Below are 26,568 nucleotides of genomic sequence, written 5' to 3'. Positions count from 1 at the left end.
GGTCGATCGTCGCAAAGCGTACTCCTATTCGCGTAACCTCAAAGACAATCGCTACGTGTAAACTGCGGAGGAAATTGTCGGTGAAGAAATGCGGCGAGTTATCAAGCGAGGGGTCGGAGCTCGAATTGGCCCGAAAAGTCTCGTCCGAAGCACACCAGGGGCAGGGCCCTCGGGGGCCGATCTTCCTGCTCCGCACACCTCGTGGGCGATCAATTCAGTTCGGGGTGTTGGCCCACGAGCTTTTCACGCTTCTGCCGAAGAAGTTGCATCTGCTCGGCCAACTCCGCCATCGCTTCATCGATCTTTTCAACGCTTTCCTCGATGTATAGATAATGCTCCGCAAGAAGCGCCCTTGCCTCTTTGCGGCTGGAAGCGTTCGGCGTATCTCCATAAAGGGGCCGATTGGCCGTCTCCTTCAGGAAAAAGGTCGTCAGAAGACCTGCGGCTGCGGCAATCATGAGATAGTACGCCGGCATATAGATGTTGTCGGTCGCTTCGACCAACCATGCCGCCACAGTGGGTGTGAGGCCGGCGACGATAATCGAGATATTGAAGGATATGGCGAGCGCGCTGTAACGAATTCGCGCAGGAAACAAGGCGGGCAAAGTTGCAGCCATGATGCCGACAAGGCAATTCAGACCGATCGCGAGGATTAACAGACCAAAGAAGATGCCGATCGTGTTGCCGCTCGCTATCAGATGAAATGCCGGCAACGACAAGGTGAGGATGATCAAGCTTCCAACCGCGAGAAACGGCCGACGGCCGATGCGGTCACTCAAAAATCCAACCAGCGGCTGCACGAATAACATTCCGACCATGACCGCGATGATGATTAAAGCGCCATGGTCCTCCGTATAGCCGAGGGTTTTCGCCAGATAGGTCGGCATATAGGTCAAGAGCATGTAATAGGTGACGTTAGTAACAAGCACCATGCCGATGCATATTGCCAGGGACCTCGGATGCCTCTGGATGATCTCCGCTATCGGGATCATGGGCCGCTCGGACAACGCCTGCTTATCTTCCTTCTCGGTCCGCTTCAGGCGTTCGGTGAAGGCCGGCGTCTCCTCGGCCGCATGCCGCAGATAAAGGCCGATGAGACCCAAGGGAGCAGCGAGAAAGAAAGGTAGGCGCCAACCCCAGGCGAGGAAATTTGCTTCGCTCATCGCCGCGGTCAGTACGACGACCAGTCCAGCGCCGAGAACAAATCCGGCGATCGAGCCAAAATCGAGCCAGCTTCCAAGAAAACCGCGCCTGCGATCAGGCGAATATTCCGCGACAAATATGGCGGCGCCGGTGTATTCACCGCCAACCGAAAACCCTTGGACAAGTTTGCACATGAGCAGCAGGATGGGGGCCCACAGGCCAATCATCGCATAACTCGGTATCAGGCCAATACAGAACGTGCTGACCGCCATAATGACGATCGTCAACGATAGAACCTTTTGCCGACCGAACTTGTCACCCATAGAGCCGAAAAACACGCCGCCCAATGGCCGCACGAGAAACGGTACGGAGAAGGTTGCGAGTGCGGCGACGGTCTGCACTGCTGGCGAAGCTTCGGGAAAAAATACCTTGCCAACCGTGGCTGCGACGAACCCATAGACGCCGAAATCGAACCATTCCATCGCATTGCCGAGGGCGGCCGCAGTGATCGCCTTCTTCAGCTTGGAGTCCTCGATGACAGTGACGTCGTTCAGTGTCAGCGTGTTGGTTTGCGTATCGCTCACGATGCCCCCATGTGCAAATTCACCTCAACCAAGAGGCGCGGGTAAATGCCTGAAACGCCTGAACGCTCCAAGCTGTTATCTAGGGCTTGTTTTTGCCGCTCCAAGCTGGCCGCCAGCCTGGCGAGCGAGCCATCTTGCCGGGAAGACGCAGTTGCGTGTCGCGTCCATCGCCAAGCAGTCTGACCTTCTCGAGGCGCCACGTCGCGCCGGCATAGTCGAGCTGACCAGATCCCTCCACGACATCGGTCTCGATCCGACGGCTGTAATCCTCGATGTTTCGCCATGCATTGATCACAATGGCGGCCGCGATCAGAAACGGCAGGCTTGCGAGCGAGAGTCACCATGTCCACTTCACGCGATCAGATGCCATCTTTACGGATCGCCAGTCTCGCTTGCGGGGCAGCATCATCCGGTTCGAGCGACACGCTGATCTCGTCCTTGAGCTGCGGATCATATTGTTTCGAGAGCACCAGCTTCATATAGCGTATCTCGTCCTCGGGGAGCTCGTAAACGAATAGACCTGTCATCGGCGGACCGGGCTGAACGACTTTCGCCGAAAGACTGTTTGGCGCATCCCCTGGGCGCACCGTCAATAGAGCAGTCGCGCTCTGATCGTGCCGGGTATCGCGCGCAGCGCCTGTAGAATTTCATCGGACGTCTCGGAAACGCCCTCAACCTCGATCACCACATAGCCCGTGTCGCCATGGGTCTGCAGGAACTCTGCAATTATATTGAGCCCGCGCGAAGAGAATATCTCGTTTAGCTTGATGAGCGTACCGGGGCGGTTTTCATGGACGTGGATGAAACGCGTGCCATTCGGGCGCTCGGGCAGCTGAACCTGAGGAAAATTGACCGCGCCCATCGTCGAGCCGACGTCGGAATATTCGACCAGCTTTCTGGAGACTTCGCGGCCGATGCGCTCCTGCGCCTCTTCGGTGGAGCCGCCGATATGGGGTGTCAATATGACGTTGCTCAAACCCTGAAGCGGCGATTCGAAGCGATCCTTGTTCGATGCCGGCTCCACGGGAAACACATCTACGGCAGCTCCGGCCAGATGCCCTTCCTTCAACACGGTCGCGAGCGCATCGAGATCGACGACAGTGCCGCGCGAATTGTTGATGAAGATCGCGCCCTTTTTCATGCGGCGCAGTTCGGCCTCGCCGATCATGTTTTGGGTCGATGCTGTCTCGGGAACGTGCATCGTCACATAGTCCGAGATTTCGAGGAGCTCGCCGAGCGACGCCATCGATTCCGAATTGCCCCGGCGCAACCGATCGGAAAGGTCGAAATAGCGCACCACCATCCCCATGCTTTCGGCAAGAGCACTGAGCTGCGAACCGATATTGCCGTAACCGACGATCCCTAGCGTTTTACCCCGCAGCTCGCGGCTGCCGACAGCGGATTTCTCCCATCCGCCCTGATGTGCGGACGCCGACCGCGGAAAGATCTGTCGGGCCAGCATGATGATCTCGCCGATCACAAGTTCCGCCACCGAGCGCGTGTTCGAGTAGGGTGCGTTGAAGACAGGTATCCCGCGGCGCCGCGCCGCCTCGAGATCGACCTGGTTTGTGCCGACCGAGAAGCAACCAACCGCAATCAGCTTTTTGGCGGATTGGAATATCTCGTCTGTCAGCTGCGTTCTTGAGCGAATACCAATGATATGCGCATCGGCGATGTGGCTCTTGAGATCCTTGTCATCGAGCGCCTTCGGCAGGTGAGTGAGATTCGTGTATCCAGACGCCGCAAAGTAATCCACGGCGCTTTGGTTAATGCCTTCGAGCAGAAGTACAGAAATACGGTCCCGGGAGAGAGAAAGCTGGCGAGTCATGATAGACCTTTTGTCTCCGATTAAATTTGCCAGCGTCGTTTCGAGCCGACCGTGGCGCCCTTCAACATGGCTTTGCGACCATCCGATAAGCAATGCAAGCGCAAAAGCCGTTACTCTCCCGCCCATCTCTCGATGCATGTTGGACGCCAAGTCGGCGACGCGAGGATCTTCAAACCCACTAATGCGTTGTTTCAGAAGAAAAAAGACCAGAATAAAACGGCCGTCAAGTTTTGCGTCAAGCTCTCAGGCCCTCTGGCGTGTCAGTCAACCGGGCACCGTCAGCCAGCGCGGCGTCCTTCCATCCCATTTACCTTCAAGAACGCCATCAGCATCGGTCCGAGCGAAAACTCACCGCGCTCCGACCGCTTCGCGTGGTCACGCAGATACCCGCCTGGCGAGTCGATCATATTCGATCTCCAAAATGCAGGCCATAGCCACCGCAGGGTTCTCCGGCCCCATCGCTCCGCACGCCTCCTCATAAGCAGACGAGCTAACCCAAGCATTGACCGGACGACCACCGCGGCTCCCATCAACTCGCGCCAATGGTCAATCCTGCCGCTGGGCCCGTAATCGATGATTTGAAGGCTAGCTTTGAGCACCATGCCTAGCGGAAACGCGTTGATCGGCTCAATGTTGCGCTGCGTTCTACCCTGCCCCGTCAAAGGGGCCGGCGTTGGCGGCCTCGCGGTGGTCCATGCGCTTGTCGCGCGCGGCGCCGAGATCACGGTCTTCGATCCGCACCCCGGCTTTTCGGCGGCCGCGTCATGGCTCGCCGGCGGCATGCTGGCGCCTTGGTGCGAGCGCGAGAGCGCCGACGAGGCGGTGCTGCGCGAGGGGCAGGATGCGCCCGACCGCTGGGAGGCGATGCTGCGCGGCGTGGTCAAACGCAACGGCACATTGAACGACCGCGCAGGGACAGAGGGACGAAAGTCACGCCCGACTTGCGTCGTGGTTACGACGCAGCCACCGCAGTCGGATCGTGGCGCCATTGAATTTCCCGATACGGCGGCACGCCGCGCCAGCTTGAGCGACCCGCAGCGCACCTGGGCGGATACGTCAATCACGCTTTTCGCAACCGGAGATATTGCTATTTCATGATCGTGATCTCGGAATAAACCCGACTCCAAACCCAAACAGGCGACCAATCTTCTCCAACGTCTCCAGTCTAGGATTCGCGGTCCCAGCTTCAATCTCGGCAACTTGCCGCCTAGTGAGGCTTAGCGATTTAGCGAATTCTTCTTGGGTCATGCCGATGCCCTTGCGGAGATCCCCGACTGCTTCGGGTAAAGGCAAATCGCCATTGCGCGCGCGCGCGGCCAATGTCCGGCGGTTTTCAAGAACTTGTTCTTTTGTTGGCTTCTTCCAGCGGGCCATATATCAGTTCGACCTCCGCGTCATGAGCAGGCCTCGAGAACGCTGTTTGTTATTTCGACGCAGCGCGTCATCGCTCGCTGCTGAATTTCGGGAGAAGCGCCCCCGTCCCTCGCAAGGTTCGGCGCCCGTCGCAGTTGTTCAGCGAAAGAGTAGAGTGCACTCGCCATACGTTTCTGCTCATCGGGAACGGCCATCACTCCTTTGCAGATCTTCTTCCAGTCAGGGAGGTGATCGACGCCTCCATCACGCATCATGGCCCATCGTGTCGAGCGAACGATTCCTTCCTTGGCCAGCCGCATGGGCGCGAAGTCAAACAATGGAGCAAGACGGATCGTGCCATCTTGATGTTTGCTTAGAGCCGAGTTCCGACCGTGATTATCAGGATTTCCGAGCGCCAGATTGGCGATATCGCGCTTCACATATTCGACGATGTCCGAGAATGGCTCGGCTGAATATTGGCGCAGCAGGTCGATATACGCCTCGTGTGTGCCAACATGGCCGAAATCCGCGACGCCGATCGCCGACACGAGGCTTTCCTGCCCCAGCCTGACGGTTCCGCCGCCTTCTCTTGTCTTCCGGTCGAAACGGGGAATGATCAGGACCCCTTCGGCATGGCTCGAAGGTTCGCTGACATGAAGACCGATCTCTTCAGCAATTCGCGAATAGATGGCTTCGCCCTCGAGGATCAGACGATCGACGGGGTCGCTGCTGCGTACCAGCTTGACGATGACGTGGCGCACGGCCTCGTCATCGGTCACGAAGCTATCAGGATAATAAAGACCATCATTCGCCTGGGTCATGGAGACCTTGGGCCATTCGCCTTGCAGTCCGCTTGAACCAGACGCAAGCATTGCAAAGCGATCAGCCACCTCCATGAAGCGATCCGACCGCTCGAGGATTTCCTCTTCCGTCACGCCTCGGCGCCGCACATTATATAGTCGTTCCCTTTCGGCCTCAGCCGCTTCCTTGATGCGGATATTGCCTATGCCGCCCGTCGCTGATCGCAGAAGCAGCGGGAGATCAGAAGCGCGCGAGCCTTCGGCGAGCCCTAGGTGCTCCGCAAGCTTTCGCCTTGCATGTCCTTGTGGCATGAGATCCAATAGAAACGGCGGCCAACTGCCACTAAATCGATTTTCGAGATCAACAGGATAGCGGATTGACAAGGCGCGATGGTCTCTGACCGTTTTTCCGGCCGCGAATTCCACCGACGCCACGGTAACGAAATAATCGAGATCGTAGTCGACGATCGACGCGCCCTTGAAGCCGGCCGTATCGTCCTTCAATTCGAGCGTCGCGGCGTGGTGCCACTCACGGTTAAAATGTGTTTGAAGCGTCAGCCGCATTAAATTGATCCTTCTAATGGGACGTTAATGTACTACGTAGAAAAGATAAACCCCATTTAATGGTTCATAACCGCGTCGGAGGCGGGACCTGGCGGCGCGGGGAGTAATCGAGCATGCCGAGGATGCCGACGGCCAGAAAAAAGGGTGCCGAGAGTTCAGGCGCTCGGCGGAGAACTCGGTTCGACGGTGTTGATTGCCCCTTCGGCCGATCGGAGCCTAAGCGCGGACACTGGCGATTGATGGCGATATCAAATAGGATTCGATCACGGAAGGCGCCAATATCGTCGAGGTTCCCAGCGAAGGCAGTCGTCCGACGACAGTTGGACTAGGAAAGACGCATTGCCAGACTACCCGACCACGCCAGATAATCGATACTTCATAGTGCGCGGCCGCCTATGGCGGCAGTGCAACCCCGCGCTCGACCAAGATACCCATGATCGTCTGGTGGCTCAGCTCATGGCGGCGCGGCGCGCCGTTCGCGATGCGACAGCGGGCAGTCGCGAGATGGCGGACGCCCGTGGCCGCGTCAACGATGCGAAGGTAGCGCTTGGCGAGCGGGGAACCCCGTGGTGGAACGACGGCGCTCCCGACTACAATCGCCATCTCGTCCGAAACACCCCGTACGCTGAGTGGTATGCCGACTTGCAGGAAGCGCTTCCATGAAAAGTATTCAACCCTTTGGCCCATCCTTCGGCGGTTCGCGGCCCCGCTGCAGGGCGGCGACAATCAAAGGCGTTGCCGCAATGACAATCCGGCCAAGCGGTACCTTGCGGATGACGCGAGTCGCCACGGCACTCCCGGCGATACCCGCGATCAATTTTCCCCATGGGAATGCCCCAGAGGTCTCCACGTTATCGGACTTCGTTGTACGCTTCGCCATGTCTATATCCTCAATGCGTTCCCGCGCTAGCAAGGCGTTTCGGGTGGAGTACGACCGACACTCAATGCCAATGCCAATGAGCTTAAACGGGCTGATTACGAGAAAAGTTCACATGACGATGCATTAACACATCCGCGGGAACCCTGTCCGTTCATTGCGCCACCGCCTCAACGAAGTCTCGAACCCTGTCCTGAGGCGGATCCTTATCAAGCGTTTTTCATCGTACCGCGCGATCGCCCATAGTCGCCTATACTCTCCTACCGTCGTTTTTCGTGCTCAAGGTTCGTATGGCCGAGCAGTACGAGAAACCTCGGTATCGTTTTCACGACGCCGCTCTCCTCGCATCGGATAGAGCCGCTTGCTTGACAGGAGACTGACCCTGCGCACCTTCCAGGAATTCCGGTGCGACTAACGTCGCAATGATGCGCAACACAATGGGGCATTCTGGAGCGAGAGCGCGAAGGCGAGCGCGGGGACAGCGACAATGCTCGTGGCGAAGAACGCTGGTCCATCAGCAGGGTCCGCGAAAAAACAATCGAGGCCAAGAACCTCGTAGGCGGGAGCCAATGACGACGGGCCATCGAAGAGATGGCCGCGTTGACACCGTGGGTAAGGCCCTCTGATGCCTGTCAGTGCGAGATCCTTCGTTTCGTCGAAATCGCTCGTCACACTCGCATTTTTTAGTTCATCTTAGCCTCAAACTGCTTCCGCCTTCGGCGGCAACACCGACGACACCACGCGAGAGCATGGTTGAAATCATTCAGACGATCATGCTTGCGGCCCCAAGCACGCATTTCATCGTGATGGCGCAGGCCGTGCTTTACAGAGGCGCGGGCTTTTCGGTCGTGTGGCCACAGTTCATGTGGCTCGCAGGGATCGCCGCGGCCCTGTTTACTCTCTTGCTAAGGGGCTTCCGCCGCTCTCTCAGGTGAGATGCCGGGCTTGAAGGGCGTCAACGTGCCCGGAGCGCCCTGCCAGTAGCCTGGGAGCAAAGCAAGGAGATTTGTGATGCTGACCGTGCGATCCATCGAGTCCCGATCCTATCATGCTCGGGCCGCGACCGAGAATATGGGAAGCCGCGAATTCGGTGCTGGATCGCGGCTTCAGCAGCCTGCCAGTCGTCGACAATGACGGCGCGCTGCTCGGCATCGGGTCTCAATTTCGAAGCACCTTGTGCTGATCCTTGTCGTCGTCTGGAGAAGCGCATGATGATGCGGCCGAGCCAAACGCCCGCCAAGCGCGTGATAAATGGACCCATGAGCCTTGCGTCGCCATTTCCCAATCCGACGGTGATCATGGACGCCGAGGCGCCCCCGGCCGCGACAGCCACGTTTCGCAGCGAGATTGTACACTAACGTACAGACTATTCTGTTTTGATATCAATCATTTGCGGATATTCCGGAATATGGCTTTCGAGCCGCTTCAATCATGGTTCAGCTCTTGCCCTGCCTAATCGCGGGCTAGCTTTCTTCTTGATGCTGTCTCATCAAAGCCAAGGGACATCGCTTGACCAAGACCGACTGGCCAAAAGAGCCGCTCACGACAACCGACCTGAAGATGTTGCACGGCGTTCTCATCGATTGGTGTCGCGACAATGACTGCGATCCGTCCAGCGATCGCGGAAGGCTAGCTGCCAAGGCGCTTGTGGGATGGCACGAATTCGGCATTCACGATGCGGCCGAGCTTACCAAGCTCATGCATGACGAGGTTATAATCGCGAAAACCTGATTTTATAGCGTCATCATCCAGACGGCCTCGCCACCGTTTTCGACGTTCTTGGGGCTCTTGATATCCCGGCCGCCAGCCCCAGCTTTCGTTCATGGGACATCTTCGATATCAAGTCAGTAAAAACCATTCCGATGTATACTGGTCGATTATCGACATCTTCACGGGTTGGGCCGCCGTCTATCACGGCGTCCGTCTGGATACCTTGGAACCGGACGAAGCGGATCGGATGGTGGATGTGATCAATCTCGCCGACCTCGCCAAACGCGGACAGCTTAGGCTTCTTCGATGATCTACTTCACGAGCGATACGCACTTGGCCGACCCTCGCGTACTGAGGATCGACCAAAGACCTTTTCCGGGAATGAAGGAGCATGACGCGGCCCTGATCGCAAACTGGAACGCGGTCGTTCGTCCGGATGATGAAGTCTGGCATCTCGGGGACTTCATGGGCAGGGGCGCGGGGGATTGCAACCATATGCTCCAGCGCCTAACCGGCATAAAGCACCTGATCATCGGCAACAACGATCCCGACACGGTGGTCGCCTGCGGAGGGTGGAAAACGGTGCAGCACTACAAAGAGCTCATCGTTGACGGCGTTCTGCTGGTGATGTGCCATTACCCCTTCCGCACCTGGAACCAGATGGGCAAGAAATCGATCAATCTCCACGGTCATTCACACGGCCGGCTCAAACCTTTGCCCCGTCAGTTTGATGTTGGGGTCGATGTTTTTGATCTCAAGCCTGTCACACTCAACGATATCCTATCATCGCGCTTGAAACGAGTGCCAGGATGACCAATGTTGGATGTACAAACCGGGGAGCTACCTTCCTAGCCAAGGTACTCCGCGATGGAGGCATTGCCCGACTTCTTGTGGCGGGTCGCAAGCGAAGGGCAAGGCGAAAGCGCGTAATATCAATGCAGCCTGTCCGTGGGAAAGCAAGATCGCGATCTTTCCAGTAGCGTCATCGAAAACGAGCCGGCATGGTCGCCTGCGGCTATCAGTGCCCGCTTGGCCGATGCATGTCCCTTGGCCTTTGCGACGAGTGCGTTCCATGCGCTGTCGCTGGACGCCGCCGCGCCCTGAACGGTCGCTGGGAGCCCTGCTGACGCGACAACCCCAAGCATGCTTTTTACTTCATCCACGTTCCGGCCTTTTCGGCGGGGAGCCTCATGCGAGGTACGACAAAGGTCAACAAGGCCGAGCGTCGCCAGGACGCGCGCTGTCACTGTCGCCTCCGGCATTAGCCAAGGGGCATGACGCGGGACAGGAACTGTGTAGCGCCCGAGCATCATTGTCCCGGTAGCGCTTTCTTCACCACGTTTGAACCGAGTTCAGTTAGACATGGTGCATGTTAAGTTTCCTGTCATGTCGGCTCGATATGCCTTTTCGCGAAGTCAGGCAGAGATTTTGAGATGACCCGTTATGAAGTCGATATGTCGAACGGCCGATGGGTGGTCATTGATCGCACTACGGGACTAGCTCTGCGAAATTCTTCCGATGAGAGGTTCACCCGGTTGGAAGCCCAGGCTCTTGCTGATTTCCGCAATGGCATCGGGACCTCGACGCCGGAGCGTGTCCACACACGCCTTCAATCCATCCGACTTGCGTGGAAAGCTGTCCTAGGCAGGCGTGGATAGCTCCAAGGTCATCGTGACGCCAAAGAATGCGAAGTCGCGAACGTGATCGAACCACTCGGCCGCTTGCGTGCTGGAGCTGATTGCGTTGCGGACGAGACCCCTTACGCCTCCTGGTCTGATGCCGTCCGATTTGGCGGGGACCCGTGGTTTGCACGTGCGGCTATCAGCAAGTTTCGTTGTTGGACGCACCCGTCGATTTCTCAACGTCCTTGGATGTGAGTTAACGTTGTTTGACGCCCCGGCACGATTTCTCCTGTTCATTGCGTTCTCGCCAGCTCTCGGCATGCTTGGCTACCTCCGGGAACAACTCCGTCTGCCGGCCTCGTCCTTACAACGACCGATTTCGACCCGATGGTTTCACCGCAATAGTCCTTGGCCCCCATCGACCCATATTGGTGATCCAGTGATGTGCCGCGCCTTGTCTGATGCCAGAAATGCTATGACGTCCGCCACATCAGAGCTTTTGCCTGGCCTGCCGCCGGTGATGGGAACTTGGCCGTCTGGCCAGATGACGGGGATCACTGTTTGATCCTCTTGTCGAAGGGCAGTGTTCGAGTCGATATTCGTTTCGATCTCGCCGGGGCACACCGCGTTGATACGGATGTGATGACGAGCAAGTTCGAGCGCCAATTGCTGCACCATCGCAACCTGACCCGCCTTGGTGGCGGTGTAGGCCGTCGCGCCGGGCGTCGTGAAGGTTCGGGTTCCGTTGATCGATGACACCACGATGATCGATCCGCCACCCGCCGCCTTCAGGAGAGGAACAGTCGCCCGGATTGTCAGGAAGGTGCCAGTGAGATTGGTGGAGATGGTCCTGTTCCATTCCTCCAATGTCAAATCATCGATGGGAGCCCACGCGCCGTTGATCCCGGCGTTCGCCACTACGACGTCGAGCCTGCCGTAACGGCGCGCCAGCTCGCTGACCGCCTCCTCCATTTGCCGTTGGTTCGCGATATCGGCATTCAAGACGTGAGCATCGCCATCGCTCTCGCTGATCTCGAGCATCGTGGCGTCAAGATCGTCCGGGCTGTGTCCAAGCAAGCCGACGCAATATCCTTCCGATGCAAGGCTTTGGGCCGAGGCTCTTCCGATGCCCGATCCCGCGCCTGTAACCAAGGCAACTCTCTTCATGTGACACCCGTCCAATGCTTGACGAAAACAAGACGATGATTAACCCGGTATCAGCGGATCCGGTTCCAAGTACGCTTCTGTACGGACGTTCGATGGTCGGGTACATGACGGAAAACGCCCACCGAAAGCGCCGCGCGGTTCATCCCACGACTTTCGCAAGCAGCTCTTCCGTGGAAGTCATCTCGACCTGCACGGAAAATCTCGCGCCGAGAAGCTCCAGTGTCGAATCGTGCGTGCTATCCGCCCCACTGCACACCGCGTCATGCGGAATCAGCACACGGTACCCGAGGTCGATCGCGCCGACCACGGTCGCGAGCACGCAAACGTCCGTCTCCCCTCCGGTGACGATAAGCGTATCGACGCCGTCCTGGACCAGAAGTTGATGAAGCCGTCCGTCAACCCAGGGGGAATACGTCCGCTTGTCAAAGATCCGCGCTGGCGGGACAAATCGAGCCAGGGCCGGTAAAAGGTCGACAAGCTCGCGCGGTAAGCGGTTAAGGGTCATCTGATCCCACTTTTCGTAATAGGTCTTCCATGCGCCCGGCATCTGGCTCGCGGAGCGCGGCGGGATGAAGCGGGTGAAGATGGTCCGTGCAGGTGTTCTCGCCGCCAATTCCTCGATTTGGCTGGATACCTCCGCCATCCATGGAACGTTCCACGCGGTCTCCTCGTCGAACATCCGCTGCATATCGATACATAGGTGAGCCCACCGTGGCATGATCGCCTCCATGTCGTGCCGCAGACCGCGAACCAGTGGCCTACGAACCAAATCCGAGTAAAGGGCCCATCGCCGTCAAGGAAACAAAGCCTACCGCGGCCAATCCCGTCGTGAGGTAATCACTCGATCGACCTGGCTCCGCGTTCCTGATTTCGCCCTTGTTCCCAAGACAGCGGAGAAGCCGGCAAACATCCAGCATAGTAGCGTTATGGATCCCAAGATGATGGCCCAGTGGAATGTCATGGCTGATATCGCTGTCATTAAAGAACCTTCGCCTGAACCGCTGCGTCCATGAAGCTTTCGCGTGCCAATTCCGCGCTTCCGTGCTCCATTAGAGCCTTGCGGCACCTGGACATCGCCAAGCTGAATTCCGCGCTGTCCTTCTATGGCCATTGGCTTTTTAGCGCTAGCAGGGCGGCATCGGGTCCGTTAATGCGTTGACGGCTACCGCCAGCCATCCGCACGTGAACCGGCACCGCCCACCTTATCTGAAAGTCGACATCAATAACCATGGGCATGAGGCACCTCTTTTTGAAACCGTATGTACAACCTCGACGACGGTTGCCGGTTCCCGAGGTGAGGGCTTGGTCCGCAACCGCACGATCGATCCTGATTTAGATTGTGTTCCACGACATTTTCGTCAGCGGCATCTCATGATTGGTGTAATGCCCCCATAAATATCCGGGGATATGCTATCTCCCGCGCCATCGCGGCTGACCCAACGGAGTGGGCATGTTCCCGCCGTCGCGGGCGACCAGGAGCGGTCGCACTCCGGCGGGCACGGGTTTTTTCGAGCCTTTGGACCGGCTCTTTCGGGTTTGATGTGCCGCCTCCCGTGTTCGTGGTGAGGCTCGTATGGAGTTGGTGACGTCGATATCACCAGCCTGCCATGGCCGCCGGATCCAAGCGAGATCCGCACCGCGCTCGAGATCCGCCGTCCGGCCCCAGGCAAATCGAGTTCGCGACCTTGGGCGTTCGGGCGGCTCAACCGCGCGAAACCGCTGGTATCATAAAGAAGCGGCCGTGGCTCGATCCAAACCAGACGGGGACCCGTCGGTGGTAAGAGCTATGGCGCTTTGTTGCCCAACAATCCCGCGAGTTGGACCGTGTTGCGAACGAGCATGTCGACTGCTGACGTCACAACCTCCGGGATCTCGTCGAGGTCCACGAAGTTCTTGCTGCCCATTGCTTCACCCACCCAATAGGCGACCGCGTTGGCGGGAATGGTGAAGCCCACGTCGTTGAGGGCCTGGAAAACCTCGGCGGAAACGTGATGGGCGCCGTCCTCGTTGCCGACGACGGCGACGGCCGCGACCCGGCCGTGGGAAATCATCCGCCCCTCGTCATCGGTTTCCTCGAGGAAGGCATCCATGCGCTCAAGAGCGCGCTTGGCGACCGAGGAGGGTTGCCCAAGCCAAATAGGTGTCCCAATTATCAAGATGTTGGCATCGAGAATCGCCTTTCTGATATCGGGCCATGCATCGCCTGGCCCTTCGTCTGATGTGACGCCTGGCTTGATGTCATGGTCGGCCAAGCGGATCGTTTCGACCTCGACATGCATTTCGCGCAATCCGCGCCCAATGAGGTCGAGCATTCGGTCGGTGGATGACGGCTCGCCTCCGCTAGATTTCAGGGTGCCGTTCAGAGCGATTGCCTTGAGTTTCATTGGGTCGTCTCCTTTGATGATCGCGGCGGTCCAAAAGCATAGGGTCCGCCTTTCTCCAGGGCTCTATGGTAAGCGGGACGGGCGTGGATACGTGCGAGCCAGTCTGTTGTTGCTCGATTGTCATCTCCGAGAAACCCACGGGCCCCCGCCGCCTCGAGGGGAAAGCTCATCATGATGTCGGCCGCGGTGAACGCGGTTCCAGCGAACCATTCGCGACCGCGGAGTTCCTGTTCGACGAAGTTCAGGTGCGTCTCGAGCATCGGACGTATGCGCTTCAACGCGAACCGTCCCAGAAGGGGAATTTTCGATGCGACGAGGCTGGTGAAGAGTATCGGCATCAGCGAACCTTCGGCATAATGGAGGTACTGGCGATATAGAACGGCTTCGCGGGGCGTCGCAGGCAAGCCTAGCTTGCCGTCCGCCGAGCCAACTAGGTGTTCGACGATCGCACCAGTCTCCACCAACACCTGGCGGCTGGCGGGGCTATCGAGATCCTCGACGATCGGCGACTTTCCGAGCGGATGAACCGCCCGCAATGCCTCGGGGGCGGACATATCCTTGTTTCGCTCGTAAAAGCGGATTGCGTAATCCAGTCCCAGCTCCTCCATGAGCCAAAGGATGCGCTGGGAGCGGCTATTGTTGAGATGATGGACAATAAACAGGTGAATTCTCCGCGGTCACGACCAGCAGGGAGAAGCTGGATAGCCGTCAATGGTTCCAATCGTCGCCAGGGCTTGGCAAGGTCGCGCGTTCGCCTTCGGACAACAGCAACACGGGTTCGAGCTTCAAATCGTCGCCGAACTGTCCAAGCAGCGGGTTCGTGTTCGAGAGCGGGTTTGTCGCCTTCGGGCGGCGTTTCCCATCCAGACCGCGCGAGCAGTGATCGGCTTCGCCTCGCCGCTTTGACCGTCCGCCCGCTGTCGCCGGCCCGCCCGATGCGCAAGGTATCGCTTTCCTCTCACAGCTTGCGGTCGGCGGTCTCGAACTAGGTGGATCGGTTGTCGAGAACCTTGTCAGGGCGCCGAGAAGATCAGAACCAACGGGGGCGCCGAGGGCTTCTTGTTACAGGTCAGGATTGATTTCGGTTCGAACGAAGAGATCAACTCTGGGTGCTTGAGGAAGCAACTGAACGTGGATCAGGCTCTCATGGTTTGATGCCGCGGCGATCACGACCGGTCGCGATATCAACCAAGGAGGCGCGATTCGTGGTAGGTTTAAGCCGGTTTGCTTATTTCATGCCGGGAAATTCCAGAACATCCCGCCTGAAACCATCGCCCCCCCCAAAGTGATGGTTTCTGTTATCACTGTTGGTTTGGGTGAGCTCAAACCACATAGAAAGCGCGTACATTTGAACTACCGCAACCTTCCAACGCCCGACATGACCAAGGAAGCGGTCCTGTGACGTGACGGCCATCGGCCCCCAAACCGGTCTTGAAAGCGGCAACGACGCTTCCGTGTGAAGTACTCACGCCAGCCCGCTCACCTTTAGGCTCGCGGCGGTGGCAGCCATCAGGGCCACCACGATCCAAGGTGGGGCTCGCCAGACCAGCAGCAACAGAAAGCCCGTGATCGCCAGCGGGAAGTCAGTCTGAGTGAGCACGGCGCTTGCCCAGACTGGATGATGGAGAGCGGCGCCCAACACGCCTACGACAGCAGCATTCGCCCCCTCATCGCGGCTTGAGCTAGAGGAAAGCGATAGAGGCTGCCCCATGACGGGAGAACGCCCACCAACAATGTGGTGATGACCGACGAGATGGTCGAGGCCGGGTGCATTGCGCATTACGGCAAAGAGTTCATCGGCTGGACGGGTGAAGGCAAGGCATCGACGCGCCGGCTCATACGCAATCTGTTGGACGCCGCTCTGTCCTCTCCTATGGAGGGCGGGGAATGAACTTGATAAAACTCACCCCATCTGCACGTAGAGGGAGCGTTGACCGAAGGCATCAAATTGCTACGCGTGCACCCTTACCAAAGATAAATCTCCACAAAGCGATAAAAACTCCCACCATGCTGCGGCGCTTACGCAGACGACAAAGGCCGTGGCCGCGACAACAAGGATATTTGTTTGAATGTCCCCGGTCTCCGACGATCGAATGAAAAATTAGTGCTTGGTAGGCATTCGCGGAAATTCGGACTTCCGAAGTTTCTCTATCTCGCTTTCGATCAGGCCCCGAAGAAGTTTCCTCTTTTGGGGTTCAGTTTCAGTGAGCAAAATTTGGCGGAAGCGTTTGATGTTCTGAGTTGCGATCCAGGCATCCATAAAGCCGCTCGCTTTCTGTCGAGATCAAAGCGGCGATCAAGCGGCCTCCCTAGTCGCTCGTCGTTCAATCTCCCACTCACGAGGCGCTCGCCACCGGGGCAAGTCAAACGAATATTTATCATTAGTGGCTACCCATCGCCCGTTCAGAGGGCGATGCCTATTCGCGGCTCGTCGGGTGTCAGGGACCTTGACATGCCCCATACCGCCTGTCCAACAACGGCCACGGCCACGAGCTTCAGACCATGTAGCAGGCCCTGCCCAATCGGATTATCGAGGGCTGTCGCCGCCACAGCGAAGATGATCAGGATGATGGCGGAGGGAAGTGTGAATGCTGCCCACGCCGCGAGAGCGCCCAATGGGCCACCCCGCATAAGGCCAAGAGCAAAGCCGACCTGGCTTGCCGTTGGCCTCATTGCCGAGGGTCTTTACCGTAAGCTGGTGGCACGTGGTGACACCATTCCTAGTGACCTGGCTCCGATTGTCATTTTCGCTGGCGCGATGGCGATTATTTTCTTCGCGGTGGATTGGCCACCTCTCGCTCGCATCGTCTTGCTAGCCTACCTGTCCGCCTTCATCTTGTTCCGCTTGGCTCGAGTGTTCATGTCCATCGCCAAGGTCGCACCGCCCGTGCGGGCAAGATTGTCGGCCGTCATCGGACTTGTCTGCTTCGCGGCCGCCACTGAAGCAATTGGGGAACCCCTCGGGGTTCCGCCGCTCGTTACGGAGGCAATCAATTACTGTTTCTCCCTTATCGGCCTGATGTTGGCGATCGAGGCCCTTTGGGCCACTTCGCGGCGACCTCGGTCCTGGAAGGTTGCTATCGCGGGTTTCCTTGTGGTGCTATGGGTGATCTGGTGTGTCAACATGCGGGGGGTTTTCTGGATCGGCATCTATTTGCTTGCCTTACCGGCCGTCCTCAAGGGTTGGCCGCGCGGTGGCCTCTTTCACCGGCGATCCGAGGAGCTTTCGAGGTGTCTTGATTATCCGCGGCGCTCGTGCCGTCGTGATCTGTCTGGCCGTCGGCTGGCTGGCGCTGGTCTGGCGTCTCAATCCGGATACATTGGGTCGGCGCGATCCGGTGATCGTCTCACTGTTCTACGGTGGTCTGAAAAGTGTCTTGATCCTCGTCTGCGCCGATCTGCTCTGGCAACTGGCGAAAGGTTGGATCGACCGGACACTGCATGGCGCGACGGATGCGACCTCGCTCGCGCCGGCCGATGCGGCCCGCCGCGCCCGATTTCGCACCCTGCTTCCAATCCTTCGCAACGCGCTGGCTGTCATGGTCGGCGTCATGGCCTTTCTGATCGTTCTGGCACAACTCGGCGTTCAGATCGGACCGTTGATCGCGGGCGCGGGCATCTTCGGCGTCGCTATAGGCTTCGGCTCGCAGACCCTCGTCAAGGACGTGATTAGCGGCGTGTTCTACATGCTGGATGACGCCTTCCGCGTCGGGGAGTATATCCAAGCCAAGGATTACAAAGGCACTGTCGAGGGCTTCAGCCTGCGTTCGGTTCGCCTACGTCATCATCGCGGCCCGGTCTTCACGGTGCCATTCGGCGACCTCGGTGCCGTCGAGAACATGAGTCGTGACTGGGTGATCGACAAGTTCAGAATTACTGTCGGCTTCAACACCGATATCGAAAAGGCCCGAAAGCTGACCAAAAAGATCGGAGCGGAGCTGAAGGAAGACCCAGAGCTTGGCCCGCTCTTTATCGAGCCACTGAAGATGAAGGGTGTCGAGGAGTTCGCGGACTATGGAATAGTCCTGAGCTTTGCCATGACCACGGTGCCCGGCATGCAGACTTTCATCCGTCGCAAGGCCTACGCCAAGCTTCGCGAGGCGTTCCTGGCAAATGACATCGCTTTCGCCCAACCGACCGTACAGGTAGGCGGTGACGACAAGGAAGGCGGCGCGGCAGCGGCAGCGCAGGCGATCCGCGCACAACAGGCGGGCACAGCCACGACCGCGACGTGAGCGAAGCCCATGGCCTCAATCCCTCAAGGTGCGCGATTACCACCGCGTGATCAGCACAACATTGCTAAAGGCCACGGATGCGGCAGCCCGGTAGCGATCCTGCTCGATCAGTGCGATGAAGGTGTGAAAGACCAAAGCAAGCGCGCTTGCTTCCAAAACACAACAACACAACGACGAACGGCCGGGCGGCATTAGTAAGGATACCTCTCTAAATGGGCCTCTTTGCTCAAGCTGTCCTTCGGCGAGGTAGAGCCATTTAGTTCAATCCCGCGATTGCTCCATGGGCGGATTTCGTTAAAACCCTCTTGATCGAGTGCTCATCCGCCCACCTCGGTCTTGCCGGGCTTAGTACCAATGCGCGTCTGCTCCGCGCCTCGGCCCAGGGTCTCGATCCGTGCCGCTTTCTGCGGCGATGAGCCCGTGTGTTGGCGTTTGCGGCCCGAGTTTGGCCAATCTCCTTGGATTTTTTGCAGTGGCCGCAAGCGCTCAGTGAGTGCGTGCCGTAGTCGCCGGCTTACAACCCGATGGAAGCCACCCATCGACGCACGATCCGAGCGCAGTGTCTGCGTCGCCGACCTGTTGTCATTGCGGTCGAAGGAAGTTCCCCGCCATGGTGGTCCTTGGTAAACTGGCTCGCTCTTTTAAGTCCCGGATTCTAGAAAATGGCGATGAGCGCCATCCATTGCCTTGCCAGGATTACGCGAAACGGTGTTCAAGATTCGCTGCCAGTGACACGTGTTTTCCGTGCTGTCGCGGCGTGTTCGCGGAACACTCTCACCGCTTCGAGCGCCTCGTGGCTTAGCTTGGCCATGGCGGAGGATAAGTCGTGGATACCCGCCACCGCTTGAGCATGGCCCACCGACCCAGCGTTGACCAATCCCATGACGATCGAAGTCACCTGGAGCTGCGCTAACGTGAAGGCAGCGTGGATTTCGATAACAAGTTGTCGCGTCGCGTCAATGGCTGCAACGGAACTCGTGTCGAACGCATCCCGGTTATCGCTGGACATCTCGGTCAGTCTGGACATGCGCGATCTTTCTTACTGATGCGATCCGGGCCTTTGGTATGAATGCAATCGATACGTCGATGCCCACGACAACGTTTGGCGCGCGAGATGGTTTGAAAAATATCTCAAAGTTGCTCAGCGGTAGAGGTTGTGAACGACGAAGCGGAGACCCGGCTTATGCGTGATCCGGGATCATTTATTGAGGACTGGATGGCTTTCCAACAAAGTGCGATCCTCGTGCGCGGTTGCTTTGTCGCCAGCTTGGATGTCGACGGTGGCGGGAATTTCAAGGACCGCCTTGTTCGGTTGCCAAAATGCCACGACAACCGATGAAATCGGAGGGGCTCGATGCCACGACAACGATCATTCATTGCGGGGCTGTTTGTGTCCGCTAAAACTCGCTGGCGGGAAAAAATGGACCGGAAATGTTTCAACGATCGAATAGGCGGCAAATAGCCCGGACGTTCATCCAAGCGGCGACGACTTGCGCTGCGGCTTTATTGTTAACGGGCGTGGATGCGCGCGCCCAGTCCATCACTCAGGTCGCGCCTTTCTCACTCGTCGCGGCCGAGCTCGACTTGTTGGTGAGCGAGGATACGAGAGCGGCGAAGGTTGACGGTATAGGCTACTTTGTGATCGATGACCGTGGCGCCGTGGTGCGCGGGCCCGTCGTTACCGTGAAAGGGTCACCTGCTCCCGCTCGGCAAGCGTTCGAAAGAGATTTTCGTGCCGCTATCTTGAAGGCAGCTCCTTTCGATCCGCGCAAGGAGTTTGTCGGCAAAGTCCTTGTACTGCGCCTATCGACGTGCGGTTCTGGTGCGGACGCCTCTTGTGGCCATCCGCTCAAGTCAATACCACCGAAGCTGGTGCAAAGCTGGCTAGCGCGGCAATAGGAAGGTCTCGGCGGTCCATGGAGCGCTATCGCGTCCGTCAGCGCTGCGTCATCAGTACGCGCTGTCATTCGCTACTCCAAGCATCGGCGGCATGTCGGCCCGCTCTCATTTAACATGGTCTCTGCCCCACCGTGAACGGAATAGTTCGAGCTTCTCCCAATCACCGTGCCGCCAAAACCGTTTCGTGTCGGCTCCGTCACCCGAGGCCCCCGCTCAATCCAATTGATGACGCGCGATCCAGAGCCCTGCTCCGAGCCGAGTTCAACGGTCACCGTTCCAGTGTCATCCGACAGGGCGCCATATTTCGCGGCGTTCGTGGTGAGCTCGTGGATAATCAGCCCCAACGGAACACCCCCCCGCGGGAGGATATCGAGGCCCCCCCTTTATCTCGAACCGCGTTCGAAAGTGTTCAACAAAGGGCTTCAACTCGGCGACCATCAAGTCGCTCGGCCGGATGAATGTCCAAGAGCGGTCCGCAAGCACATTATGTGACGCCGCGAGAGCCTGGATATGACCGGCGGGCGCACGCCTGAAGCCTTCGACCGTGTCCTCTGTCGACGCGGTGCGGTTGGAGATCGAAACGACCAGCGCAAGTCTATTCTTCACACGGTGGCCTAGCTCCCGCATGAGGAGGAACTGCTGCCGTTCGGCTTTCTTGTGACGGGAAAGATCGACCAGCGTCGAGACCGCGCCCTTGGTTTCATTTCCGGCAACCCGAAACGGAGCGGCGCTGACCAGGAGCGGCTGCGAGTTACTCTCGTTCAAGGTGAATGCTTCGACGCCTTGGACGGAATGACCGGAGAGCGCGAGCGAAATGAAATCGTCGCTCTGCATCAATCCGGTGGCAGCCTTGAACTCGAGCTCGAACACGGCGCAAACTTCGAACCGACAGGATCACGTCGGCATAATGCCAGGGCGGCGGCATTCGCGTGTGACACGAACCCCGCCAGGTCAGTCACGATAACATGCTCCGCCGTGGAGGAAAGTATAGCCATGGCCGTGCGCTCCGCTTCCTGGGAGCGCTCGTCCTCTATGCGGTCGCCAATATCGTCGAAGGTCACCGCTATCGCATCCGAAATGCTAAGCGTGAGAATGCCCTCCTCGACAAGCTTTTGGGGAGTTTGTTCAAACCGGGCCAAGGGTTTTTGGCCGGAACCTTTATCATTGGTCCCTTGGGTTCCTTACGATCGTGTGGCGGCAAGCTCGCGCTGTTCGATCGAGCCTCACGAGATTGCTCCAAGGTCCGAACGACATAGTCGAGTTTCGATCTCGCTTTATGACACGGACAGGCGAGCCGCGCGGAGAAGAACCACTAGCCATCCTTGGTTAATTTAGTTTTAGAGCTCGGGAACCCAAGACGCTGTTTACGCGTTCCTTTTCGCATTGTGATAAGGAGTGACTCACCGCATGTCCACAGGCAACAAGGCTCGCCACCGCATGTACGGATTCGTAGCGATAATCTTCGCGGCGGGGATCGTGATCGCGGGTGGCTATATCATTTTGGCAAAGCCAGGCGAGAGTACGGACAAGCCAGTCTCCGAGGTCGTCAATCCAAGCAGATAGCGCGTGGGAGCAGTGTCCTGGGAGGATATTTATCACGCGCTCGACAGATGGCCTGGGCCTTGCCGCCGCGCGTAGCTTGGTCCGTGCTGGGCACGAGGTCGTTGTGCACGCCCGATCTCAACCTAGGGCCAACGTCGTTTCCAGCACCTTCCCAGACGGTCATCACGTCCCAGTCGATCTAAACCTTGGCGGTTGCGATCGAGAGATGTCAGCGGGCTTTAACGCGCGTGACCACTTGCGCAGCGCGGGAGGCGATCGGCCTTTGTCGATGGTCATTAGCACTCGATCTGGGCGGTGCATTCGTGTGTGACCGAGCATGATCTGGAAAGCATGGAGATTGCCGGTCTCCTTGTACACCGCGCTGCCTTCGTTTCCTCATCGAGTAGGTGACATAGCGCTTGGTTTTGGCCGGGCGCAAGCAAGGCATCCGAACACGATCGTCTCGAGGCAGTGGAGGCAAGTGGCTTCAAATCAATTCGCCTTGAAGCTCGAATATGAGTCCGGTTTGAGGGTATTGAACTCGCCCTTTGCCACTGAAATAGCTCGGAACAATGCGCGTGAGAAGACGTGATCCGAACCCGTCGCGCTCGGGCGCGGCCACCTTCGGTCCGCCAACTTCTTGCCAAACCAGATGAAGGCGGCCCTGCTCCACTGCCCAACGTAAACGAACCTGGCCCGTGGGTACCGATAGGCTTCCATACTTGGCGGCGTTCGTAGCCAATTCGTGCACGAGAAGAGCAAGGCCCAGTCCCTGCTGGGGTGAGATGGGCGCCAACGGTCCCTCCAACGAAATCCGGCTGTGATTGAGCTCCGCATGGGGTTGCAGGGCTCCCCGCAGGACAACACCGATGTCGGCTCCCGTGTCTGGACCGTGGACGAGGATATCCTGGGCGTTGGCCAGGGCTTGTATCCGTGACCGGATAGCAGTCACGACCTCGTCCGTGGATCCGGCCGATCGAGCACTCTGGCTGACGATAGCCTGGACAACGCTCATGGCGTTCTTGAGGCGGTGCGACATCTCCTGTTGCAGGACGCGCCGGACTTCGTCCGCGGCGAGTTGTTCAGATAGCTTTTCCTGGGTCGTTTCCAGCTCTCTGTTCAGCGTTTCCTGGAGAGACCGTTGCTCGACTTCAGACGTCAAGTCTCGGGCCACGCAATAAAGTAGACCCTTGGAGGGGACAGCATTCCATGACAAGGGACAGTACGTTCCGTCACGCTTTAGAAGCCGATTGGTAAAGGAGAGAACCGACGTCCCGCTCGCCAGGCGGTTTATTTCCGAGCTTGTTCTTAGGCGATCTTCGGGGTGCTCCAACCACTCGGAAGTGCGTCCGAGAAGGTCCGAGGGTTCCCAACCAAGTGTTTTTGTCCATGCGGGATTGACGCTCAACCATACACCCTCCGCGTCCGCGACCCCAAGCAGATCGATGCTCAGGCTCCAGATGCGGTCCTGGTCGTCCAGCCCCTTCTCCACTTGGAGCCGGAGCTCGTCATTCGCCTTTTTCAAAGCAGCTTCCGCGATGACCTGGCCCGTCGTTTCCTTCACGACAAGGAAAATGCCTTCGATTTCTCCGGTGTCGCCCCACATGGGACTGTGGCAGTGAGTGAAATATGCCGTCTGGCGTCCGCCGTAACGATCAGGCTGATACGCGGCGTTCTCGACGTAAAAGGGCTTACCACCCAGTACCTGCTGGAAAATCGGCCCTAGCGCGTCCCACATCTCCGACCACCACTCCTTGGCGGGCCTGCCAAGGTTGCCAGGGTGCTTGTTGCCAAGGCTGGGAGCGTAGGCGTCGTTGTAGAACGTAATCAGCTCTGGCCCCCAGTGGATCATCATCGGGAACTCCGAATTCAAGATCAACCGCACCGCCGTACGCAGACTTAAAGGCCACTTCTCGGGTGTGCCCAAACCCGTGTTCCGCCAGTTGATGGCTCTAAGTGCTGCTCCGCACGCTCCGCCATTTTCCAGGCAACCGAAAATAGTTGAATCCATTTATGAAACACTTGGCTCGACGTCTGATCAATATTCCCGTCGTTTATAGGCCCAAACATCCGTCTTAGTCGATGCCAACAGTTTGAAACCATCGTGTCCCATGAGATGGTGTGTGTGGCGACGGGTCGCTCAGCGGCAAAACCGATCATGTCGCGGAATATCCGCGTCCGGGATCTTCTCCACAAGCTCTCGTAGGTCAATTATGTCGTTGGTCATCGATGTATCCTTCGTATCTGGTTGAGTGTCAGCAACCCACCATACCAAAGAATATAGATGACCGCCCGCAAGGCCGCTCACTCGCCACGGCGCACTAAGGGCACGCTCGCGTTCTACCGTCCACCCGCACCACGAGAGGTAACATCAATGAAAGCCGCGGCCCAATGGGCGCGCCTTTGGGGCGGCTTCGTGTCGATGCTGGGACCGACCTCGAAAGGGCTCGCGGCTTGAGCTCACTGAGGGGTTTTCCATGCCGCGAGCTACACCCGCGACGCGTCCTCAATCCGCCAGCCGAAAAACCAAGCCTCCGCTCTCAGCCTCCAGCCTTCTACTTCCTTCCGCGAGCAGGCGTTTTCAAGGTGGGGAAGCACAGGATTTTCACACTCGGAAACGCCTAGTACTCTCGCATTGATCCCGCGTTGTTGCCAATCCATCATCGCTTCAACATCACAATTCATCAGATCCTCATGATCATGGCCGACGCCTCTTGGAGCGTTGCAACCCGCCAGACTTCTGCGAGCCCAATCTTGCACGGAGCTTGCGCATGCGTTCAAATCGCTGCGACTGCTCCTACCTTACCACACTCCAAGTCATTACGAATATTTGCGTTTGGGAAGTCATCGGTCGCTGGATCGATCCTTGGATCTGATCGCCTTTCACGGGTCATGCCACGCTTACCTCGGAAGTTGCCTCATGGTGGACTCGCGTTCAATGTCGGCATCTCGATAACAGGAATTACCCGGATGCTGTTCGGGTCGCGCCCTCTCGCGCCACGGAGGGCGGCCGACACAACCATCTTGCCAATTCCTCGTAAATCGCAACGTTCAGGCGAAATAAAGCAAGAAAAACAGGATCTTGCTAACATTCACCTTAATCGCCTGATAACATCCAACTGTTACTCCTCTCTCAGGAGGCGATGAGGCCTATCATCTTGGCATGAAGCCGCGCACCGCCGGTGGAGTCCATTCTCTTGATAAAGTATAACCGCGCCCAATTTGAGCTTCTGATTTGGTCTGGGCTATTTCTTGTTGTTTTCGGGTTGGCCCTGCGTTTCAACGGTCATGAAGCGCTTGACCATTTCTTTCAATCTCATGAGCAATACGATCTCGATGAAGTCTTCACGGCCATTAGCATAGCCGGCGCGCTTGGCCTTGTTTACTCCCTGATTAGAATGAAGGACCTGGCGCGTGAGATCGAGCGGCGGATCGCGGCGGAGAAGAACGTCGACTGGATTGCCTGCCACGACCCGCTGACCAATCTACCAAATCGACGGATGTTCGGCGCTCTTTCCGCGCGTCCCGCGCCTGGTGCCGTCATAGATCAATACGCGGTATTCAGTATCGATCTTGATGGCTTCAAGAAGATCAATGATCTTCTTGGACATGCCCATGGCGATGAGGCATTAAAGATTGTTGCTGAACGGTTATCCGCCATCTTCCCGGGTAATGACGTCTATCGAGTGGGAGGGGACGAATTCGCTGTTGTCATCAAGATTCAGGGAGATCAGGATCTCGTGGCCGTCGCGCGACATATCGTCGAGATCGTCAGCAAGCCCATCGTTACCAACGGAGCGACAGTGGACATGGGCGCCAGCGTTGGGCTCGCGCTCTATCCCGAGGACAGCGATGAATTCAAGACCGCCCTGCAATATGCGGACTGCGCCATGTATGCCGCCAAGAAAGCCGGCCGAAACAACGTGAGGACGTTCGCATCATCCATGCAGCAGGACTTGGTTGCGCGTGTACAGATGGAGGCCGCGCTAAAGAAAGCGCTTAACGATGGACGGATTCGCCCCCATTACCAGCCGCTCGTTGACTTGAAGACGCAGGAGATCGTCGGCTTCGAAGCGCTCGCCAGATGGGAGACGGAATCGGGCGCGTTCGTTTCTCCCAGTGACTTCATACCCGTTGCCGAGGACGCCGGCCTCATTATCCCGATCACCGACTACCTGTTCGAGACGGCATGTCGCGATGCCCTATCATGGCCGTCGCACATCACACTTTCATTCAACATTTCGCCCGTGCAATTGAGTGACCGGCTACTCGGCCTGCGTTTGTTGGATGTCATGAGAGAGGTCGGCCTTTCTCCCCATCGCGTCGAACTTGAAGTGACGGAGAGCGCGCTGATCCAGGATACGGAAACGGCGCGCGAGGTCCTCAGCGGCCTGACAGCCGCCGGGATCAAAATCGCCCTGGACGACTTTGGTACCGGGTTCTCGAGTCTTTCGCAGCTGTCCAACTACCAGTTCGATAAAATCAAGATCGACAAGAGTTTCGTGGCGACGTTCGAAACCAACGAGAAGCAAGAGAAGCTCGTCCGTGCGATCATTTCGCTGGGAACTGGCCTGAGCGTCAAGATTACGGCGGAAGGCATCGAAAAGCAGACGCAACTCCAAAGACTTCGGGAGCTAGGCTGCGATATTGGTCAAGGTTATCTTTTCGGCAGGCCCGCACCGATCGATCAGGTGACCGAGATTATCCGGCGGCGCCCCGCCGCGTCAGCATTTTCCCGGACAGAACCGGATGATGCGCCACGACACGGCGGACTGAATCAGGTGGCGCCTTGGTGGCAACCGGCACAAGCATCGGTTCCGTTCCTGGCCAAGCAAGGATAACGCGAGAGTGAGCATCAAT

General features: G+C 57.9%; 24 protein-coding genes and 4 pseudogenes. 10 read left to right on the top strand and 18 right to left on the bottom strand.

What is annotated here, in order from left to right; translation table 11 throughout:
• Window positions 1-209: 209 nt before the first annotated feature.
• From proP to repC, 3 genes are all read right to left on the bottom strand, one after another.
• Window positions 210-1,727: a glycine betaine/L-proline transporter ProP gene (gene proP / locus ACVTFQ_RS30765; RefSeq protein WP_470424516.1), complete on the bottom strand. Its 1,518-nt coding sequence runs from the start codon at window positions 1,725-1,727 to the stop codon at window positions 210-212.
• Between the two features lie 589 nt (window positions 1,728-2,316).
• Window positions 2,317-3,555: a phosphoglycerate dehydrogenase gene (serA, locus tag ACVTFQ_RS30760; protein WP_470424641.1), complete on the bottom strand. Its 1,239-nt coding sequence runs from the start codon at window positions 3,553-3,555 to the stop codon at window positions 2,317-2,319.
• 278 nt (window positions 3,556-3,833) lie between these two features.
• Window positions 3,834-4,157, bottom strand: a complete 324-nt coding sequence (gene repC, locus ACVTFQ_RS30755) for a replication initiation protein RepC (RefSeq protein WP_470424515.1) — start codon at window positions 4,155-4,157, stop codon at window positions 3,834-3,836.
• A gap of 28 nt (window positions 4,158-4,185) precedes the next feature.
• Between repC and ACVTFQ_RS30750 the strand changes: the two are divergent.
• Window positions 4,186-4,455: pseudogene (locus tag ACVTFQ_RS30750) on the top strand (FAD-dependent oxidoreductase); the annotation flags it as partial.
• Window positions 4,456-4,647: 192 nt separating this feature from the next.
• On the opposite strand, the gene ACVTFQ_RS30745 reads toward ACVTFQ_RS30750, so the two are convergent.
• Window positions 4,648-4,929, bottom strand: a complete 282-nt coding sequence (locus ACVTFQ_RS30745; protein ID WP_470424514.1) for a helix-turn-helix transcriptional regulator — start codon at window positions 4,927-4,929, stop codon at window positions 4,648-4,650.
• A 20-nt stretch (window positions 4,930-4,949) separates the two neighbouring features.
• A complete protein-coding gene (locus tag ACVTFQ_RS30740) occupies window positions 4,950-6,272 on the bottom strand; it encodes a type II toxin-antitoxin system HipA family toxin (RefSeq protein WP_470424513.1) in 1,323 nt (440 codons plus the stop codon).
• Between the two features lie 339 nt (window positions 6,273-6,611).
• On the opposite strand from ACVTFQ_RS30740, the gene ACVTFQ_RS30735 reads away from it, so the two are divergent.
• Window positions 6,612-6,935: a hypothetical protein gene (locus ACVTFQ_RS30735; protein WP_413393992.1), complete on the top strand. Its 324-nt coding sequence runs from the start codon at window positions 6,612-6,614 to the stop codon at window positions 6,933-6,935.
• A gap of 7 nt (window positions 6,936-6,942) precedes the next feature.
• Here ACVTFQ_RS30735 and ACVTFQ_RS30730 read toward each other — a convergent pair whose 3' ends face one another.
• Window positions 6,943-7,152 carry a hypothetical protein gene (locus ACVTFQ_RS30730; RefSeq protein ID WP_112436748.1) on the bottom strand — a complete coding sequence of 70 codons (210 nt, stop codon included), beginning with the start codon at window positions 7,150-7,152 and terminating at the stop codon, window positions 6,943-6,945.
• A gap of 444 nt (window positions 7,153-7,596) precedes the next feature.
• Window positions 7,597-7,821: pseudogene (locus ACVTFQ_RS30725) on the bottom strand (DUF983 domain-containing protein); the annotation flags it as partial.
• Between the two features lie 373 nt (window positions 7,822-8,194).
• Between ACVTFQ_RS30725 and ACVTFQ_RS30720 the strand changes: the two are divergent.
• The 3 genes from ACVTFQ_RS30720 (at window position 8,195) to ACVTFQ_RS30710 (ending at window position 9,672) form a co-directional block, all read left to right on the top strand.
• Window positions 8,195-8,332 carry a hypothetical protein gene (locus ACVTFQ_RS30720; protein WP_470424640.1) on the top strand — a complete coding sequence of 46 codons (138 nt, stop codon included), beginning with the start codon at window positions 8,195-8,197 and terminating at the stop codon, window positions 8,330-8,332.
• A gap of 326 nt (window positions 8,333-8,658) precedes the next feature.
• Window positions 8,659-8,880, top strand: a complete 222-nt coding sequence (locus ACVTFQ_RS30715) for a hypothetical protein (protein ID WP_283193862.1) — start codon at window positions 8,659-8,661, stop codon at window positions 8,878-8,880.
• 285 nt (window positions 8,881-9,165) lie between these two features.
• Window positions 9,166-9,672, top strand: a complete 507-nt coding sequence (locus tag ACVTFQ_RS30710; RefSeq protein WP_283193863.1) for a metallophosphoesterase family protein — start codon at window positions 9,166-9,168, stop codon at window positions 9,670-9,672.
• Window positions 9,673-10,874: 1,202 nt separating this feature from the next.
• On the opposite strand, the gene ACVTFQ_RS30705 is transcribed toward ACVTFQ_RS30710, so the two are convergent.
• The 5 genes from ACVTFQ_RS30705 to ACVTFQ_RS30685 form a co-directional block, all read right to left on the bottom strand.
• Window positions 10,875-11,648: an SDR family oxidoreductase gene (locus ACVTFQ_RS30705; RefSeq protein WP_470424512.1), complete on the bottom strand. Its 774-nt coding sequence runs from the start codon at window positions 11,646-11,648 to the stop codon at window positions 10,875-10,877.
• Window positions 11,649-11,787: 139 nt separating this feature from the next.
• Entirely contained in the window at window positions 11,788-12,378 is a 591-nt protein-coding gene (locus tag ACVTFQ_RS30700; protein ID WP_470424511.1) for a cysteine hydrolase family protein, read from the bottom strand.
• 248 nt (window positions 12,379-12,626) lie between these two features.
• The gene (locus tag ACVTFQ_RS30695; RefSeq protein ID WP_470424510.1) at window positions 12,627-12,728 is read right to left on the bottom strand and encodes a DUF982 domain-containing protein; all 102 of its coding nucleotides are present in this window, start codon (window positions 12,726-12,728) and stop codon (window positions 12,627-12,629) included.
• A gap of 704 nt (window positions 12,729-13,432) precedes the next feature.
• Window positions 13,433-14,032, bottom strand: a complete 600-nt coding sequence (locus ACVTFQ_RS30690; protein ID WP_470424509.1) for a flavodoxin family protein — start codon at window positions 14,030-14,032, stop codon at window positions 13,433-13,435.
• On the bottom strand, window positions 14,029-14,694 hold the full coding sequence (locus ACVTFQ_RS30685) for a glutathione S-transferase family protein (protein WP_111563753.1): 666 nt from the start codon (window positions 14,692-14,694) through the stop codon (window positions 14,029-14,031). Before ACVTFQ_RS30685 ends, ACVTFQ_RS30690 begins: the two co-directional genes overlap by 4 nt.
• Before the next feature lie 49 nt (window positions 14,695-14,743).
• Between ACVTFQ_RS30685 and ACVTFQ_RS30680 the strand changes: the two genes are divergently transcribed.
• Window positions 14,744-14,938, top strand: coding sequence for a hypothetical protein (locus tag ACVTFQ_RS30680; RefSeq protein ID WP_470424508.1), 195 nt, complete (start codon window positions 14,744-14,746; stop codon window positions 14,936-14,938).
• A 559-nt stretch (window positions 14,939-15,497) separates the two neighbouring features.
• Here ACVTFQ_RS30680 and ACVTFQ_RS30675 read toward each other — a convergent pair.
• The gene (locus ACVTFQ_RS30675; protein ID WP_470424507.1) at window positions 15,498-15,632 is read right to left on the bottom strand and encodes a hypothetical protein; all 135 of its coding nucleotides are present in this window, start codon (window positions 15,630-15,632) and stop codon (window positions 15,498-15,500) included.
• Between the two features lie 141 nt (window positions 15,633-15,773).
• On the opposite strand from ACVTFQ_RS30675, the gene ACVTFQ_RS30670 reads away from it, so the two are divergent.
• Entirely contained in the window at window positions 15,774-15,923 is a 150-nt protein-coding gene (locus ACVTFQ_RS30670) for a hypothetical protein (RefSeq protein ID WP_470424506.1), read from the top strand.
• Between the two features lie 515 nt (window positions 15,924-16,438).
• Here the strand turns inward: ACVTFQ_RS30670 and ACVTFQ_RS30665 are convergent.
• Window positions 16,439-16,699: pseudogene (locus tag ACVTFQ_RS30665) on the bottom strand (chromate transporter); the annotation flags it as partial.
• Here ACVTFQ_RS30665 and ACVTFQ_RS30660 point away from each other — a divergent pair.
• Window positions 16,689-18,267, top strand: a pseudogene (locus tag ACVTFQ_RS30660) (mechanosensitive ion channel family protein); the annotation flags it as partial. The pseudogenes ACVTFQ_RS30665 and ACVTFQ_RS30660 sit on opposite strands and share 11 nt — an antisense overlap.
• A gap of 712 nt (window positions 18,268-18,979) precedes the next feature.
• Here the strand turns inward: ACVTFQ_RS30660 and ACVTFQ_RS30655 are convergent.
• A complete protein-coding gene (locus ACVTFQ_RS30655; protein WP_470424505.1) occupies window positions 18,980-19,294 on the bottom strand; it encodes a hypothetical protein in 315 nt (104 codons plus the stop codon).
• A 156-nt stretch (window positions 19,295-19,450) separates the two neighbouring features.
• On the opposite strand from ACVTFQ_RS30655, the gene ACVTFQ_RS30650 reads away from it, so the two are divergent.
• Window positions 19,451-19,606, top strand: coding sequence for a hypothetical protein (locus ACVTFQ_RS30650; RefSeq protein WP_470424504.1), 156 nt, complete (start codon window positions 19,451-19,453; stop codon window positions 19,604-19,606).
• Window positions 19,607-20,448: 842 nt separating this feature from the next.
• Here the strand turns inward: ACVTFQ_RS30650 and ACVTFQ_RS30645 are convergent.
• From ACVTFQ_RS30645 to ACVTFQ_RS30635, 3 genes are all read right to left on the bottom strand, one after another.
• Window positions 20,449-21,036: an HWE histidine kinase domain-containing protein gene (locus ACVTFQ_RS30645; protein ID WP_470424503.1), complete on the bottom strand. Its 588-nt coding sequence runs from the start codon at window positions 21,034-21,036 to the stop codon at window positions 20,449-20,451.
• Between the two features lie 1,159 nt (window positions 21,037-22,195).
• On the bottom strand, window positions 22,196-23,563 hold the full coding sequence (locus ACVTFQ_RS30640) for a sensor histidine kinase (RefSeq protein ID WP_470424502.1): 1,368 nt from the start codon (window positions 23,561-23,563) through the stop codon (window positions 22,196-22,198).
• Window positions 23,564-24,195: 632 nt separating this feature from the next.
• A complete protein-coding gene (locus ACVTFQ_RS30635; RefSeq protein WP_413394299.1) occupies window positions 24,196-24,369 on the bottom strand; it encodes a CrpP-related protein in 174 nt (57 codons plus the stop codon).
• Between the two features lie 536 nt (window positions 24,370-24,905).
• On the opposite strand from ACVTFQ_RS30635, the gene ACVTFQ_RS30630 reads away from it, so the two are divergent.
• Window positions 24,906-26,549 (top strand): putative bifunctional diguanylate cyclase/phosphodiesterase, encoded by a 1,644-nt coding sequence (locus ACVTFQ_RS30630; protein ID WP_470424501.1) that lies wholly within the window; start codon window positions 24,906-24,908, stop codon window positions 26,547-26,549.
• Window positions 26,550-26,568: the final 19 nt, after the last annotated feature.

This window comes from Rhizobium sp. O111 (assembly GCF_055616315.1).
Note: the sequence above shows the minus strand (reverse complement) of the source record. Positions and strands in the feature narration are given on the sequence as shown.

Coding starts and splice junctions, on each gene's coding strand:
- serA (WP_470424641.1), bottom strand. CDS start 3,555: ATGACTCGCCAGCTTTCTCTCTCCCGGGACCGTATTTCTGTACTTCTG.
- repC (WP_470424515.1), bottom strand. CDS start 4,157: ATGGTGCTCAAAGCTAGCCTTCAAATCATCGATTACGGGCCCAGCGGC.
- ACVTFQ_RS30745 (WP_470424514.1), bottom strand. CDS start 4,929: ATGGCCCGCTGGAAGAAGCCAACAAAAGAACAAGTTCTTGAAAACCGC.
- ACVTFQ_RS30740 (WP_470424513.1), bottom strand. CDS start 6,272: ATGCGGCTGACGCTTCAAACACATTTTAACCGTGAGTGGCACCACGCC.
- ACVTFQ_RS30730 (WP_112436748.1), bottom strand. CDS start 7,152: ATGGCGAAGCGTACAACGAAGTCCGATAACGTGGAGACCTCTGGGGCA.
- ACVTFQ_RS30710 (WP_283193863.1), top strand. CDS start 9,166: ATGATCTACTTCACGAGCGATACGCACTTGGCCGACCCTCGCGTACTG.
- ACVTFQ_RS30705 (WP_470424512.1), bottom strand. CDS start 11,648: ATGAAGAGAGTTGCCTTGGTTACAGGCGCGGGATCGGGCATCGGAAGA.
- ACVTFQ_RS30700 (WP_470424511.1), bottom strand. CDS start 12,378: ATGGAGGCGATCATGCCACGGTGGGCTCACCTATGTATCGATATGCAG.
- ACVTFQ_RS30690 (WP_470424509.1), bottom strand. CDS start 14,032: ATGAAACTCAAGGCAATCGCTCTGAACGGCACCCTGAAATCTAGCGGA.
- ACVTFQ_RS30680 (WP_470424508.1), top strand. CDS start 14,744: ATGGTTCCAATCGTCGCCAGGGCTTGGCAAGGTCGCGCGTTCGCCTTC.
- ACVTFQ_RS30670 (WP_470424506.1), top strand. CDS start 15,774: ATGACCGACGAGATGGTCGAGGCCGGGTGCATTGCGCATTACGGCAAA.
- ACVTFQ_RS30655 (WP_470424505.1), bottom strand. CDS start 19,294: ATGTCCAGACTGACCGAGATGTCCAGCGATAACCGGGATGCGTTCGAC.
- ACVTFQ_RS30650 (WP_470424504.1), top strand. CDS start 19,451: ATGCGTGATCCGGGATCATTTATTGAGGACTGGATGGCTTTCCAACAA.
- ACVTFQ_RS30640 (WP_470424502.1), bottom strand. CDS start 23,563: ATGATGATCCACTGGGGGCCAGAGCTGATTACGTTCTACAACGACGCC.
- ACVTFQ_RS30635 (WP_413394299.1), bottom strand. CDS start 24,369: ATGGATTGGCAACAACGCGGGATCAATGCGAGAGTACTAGGCGTTTCC.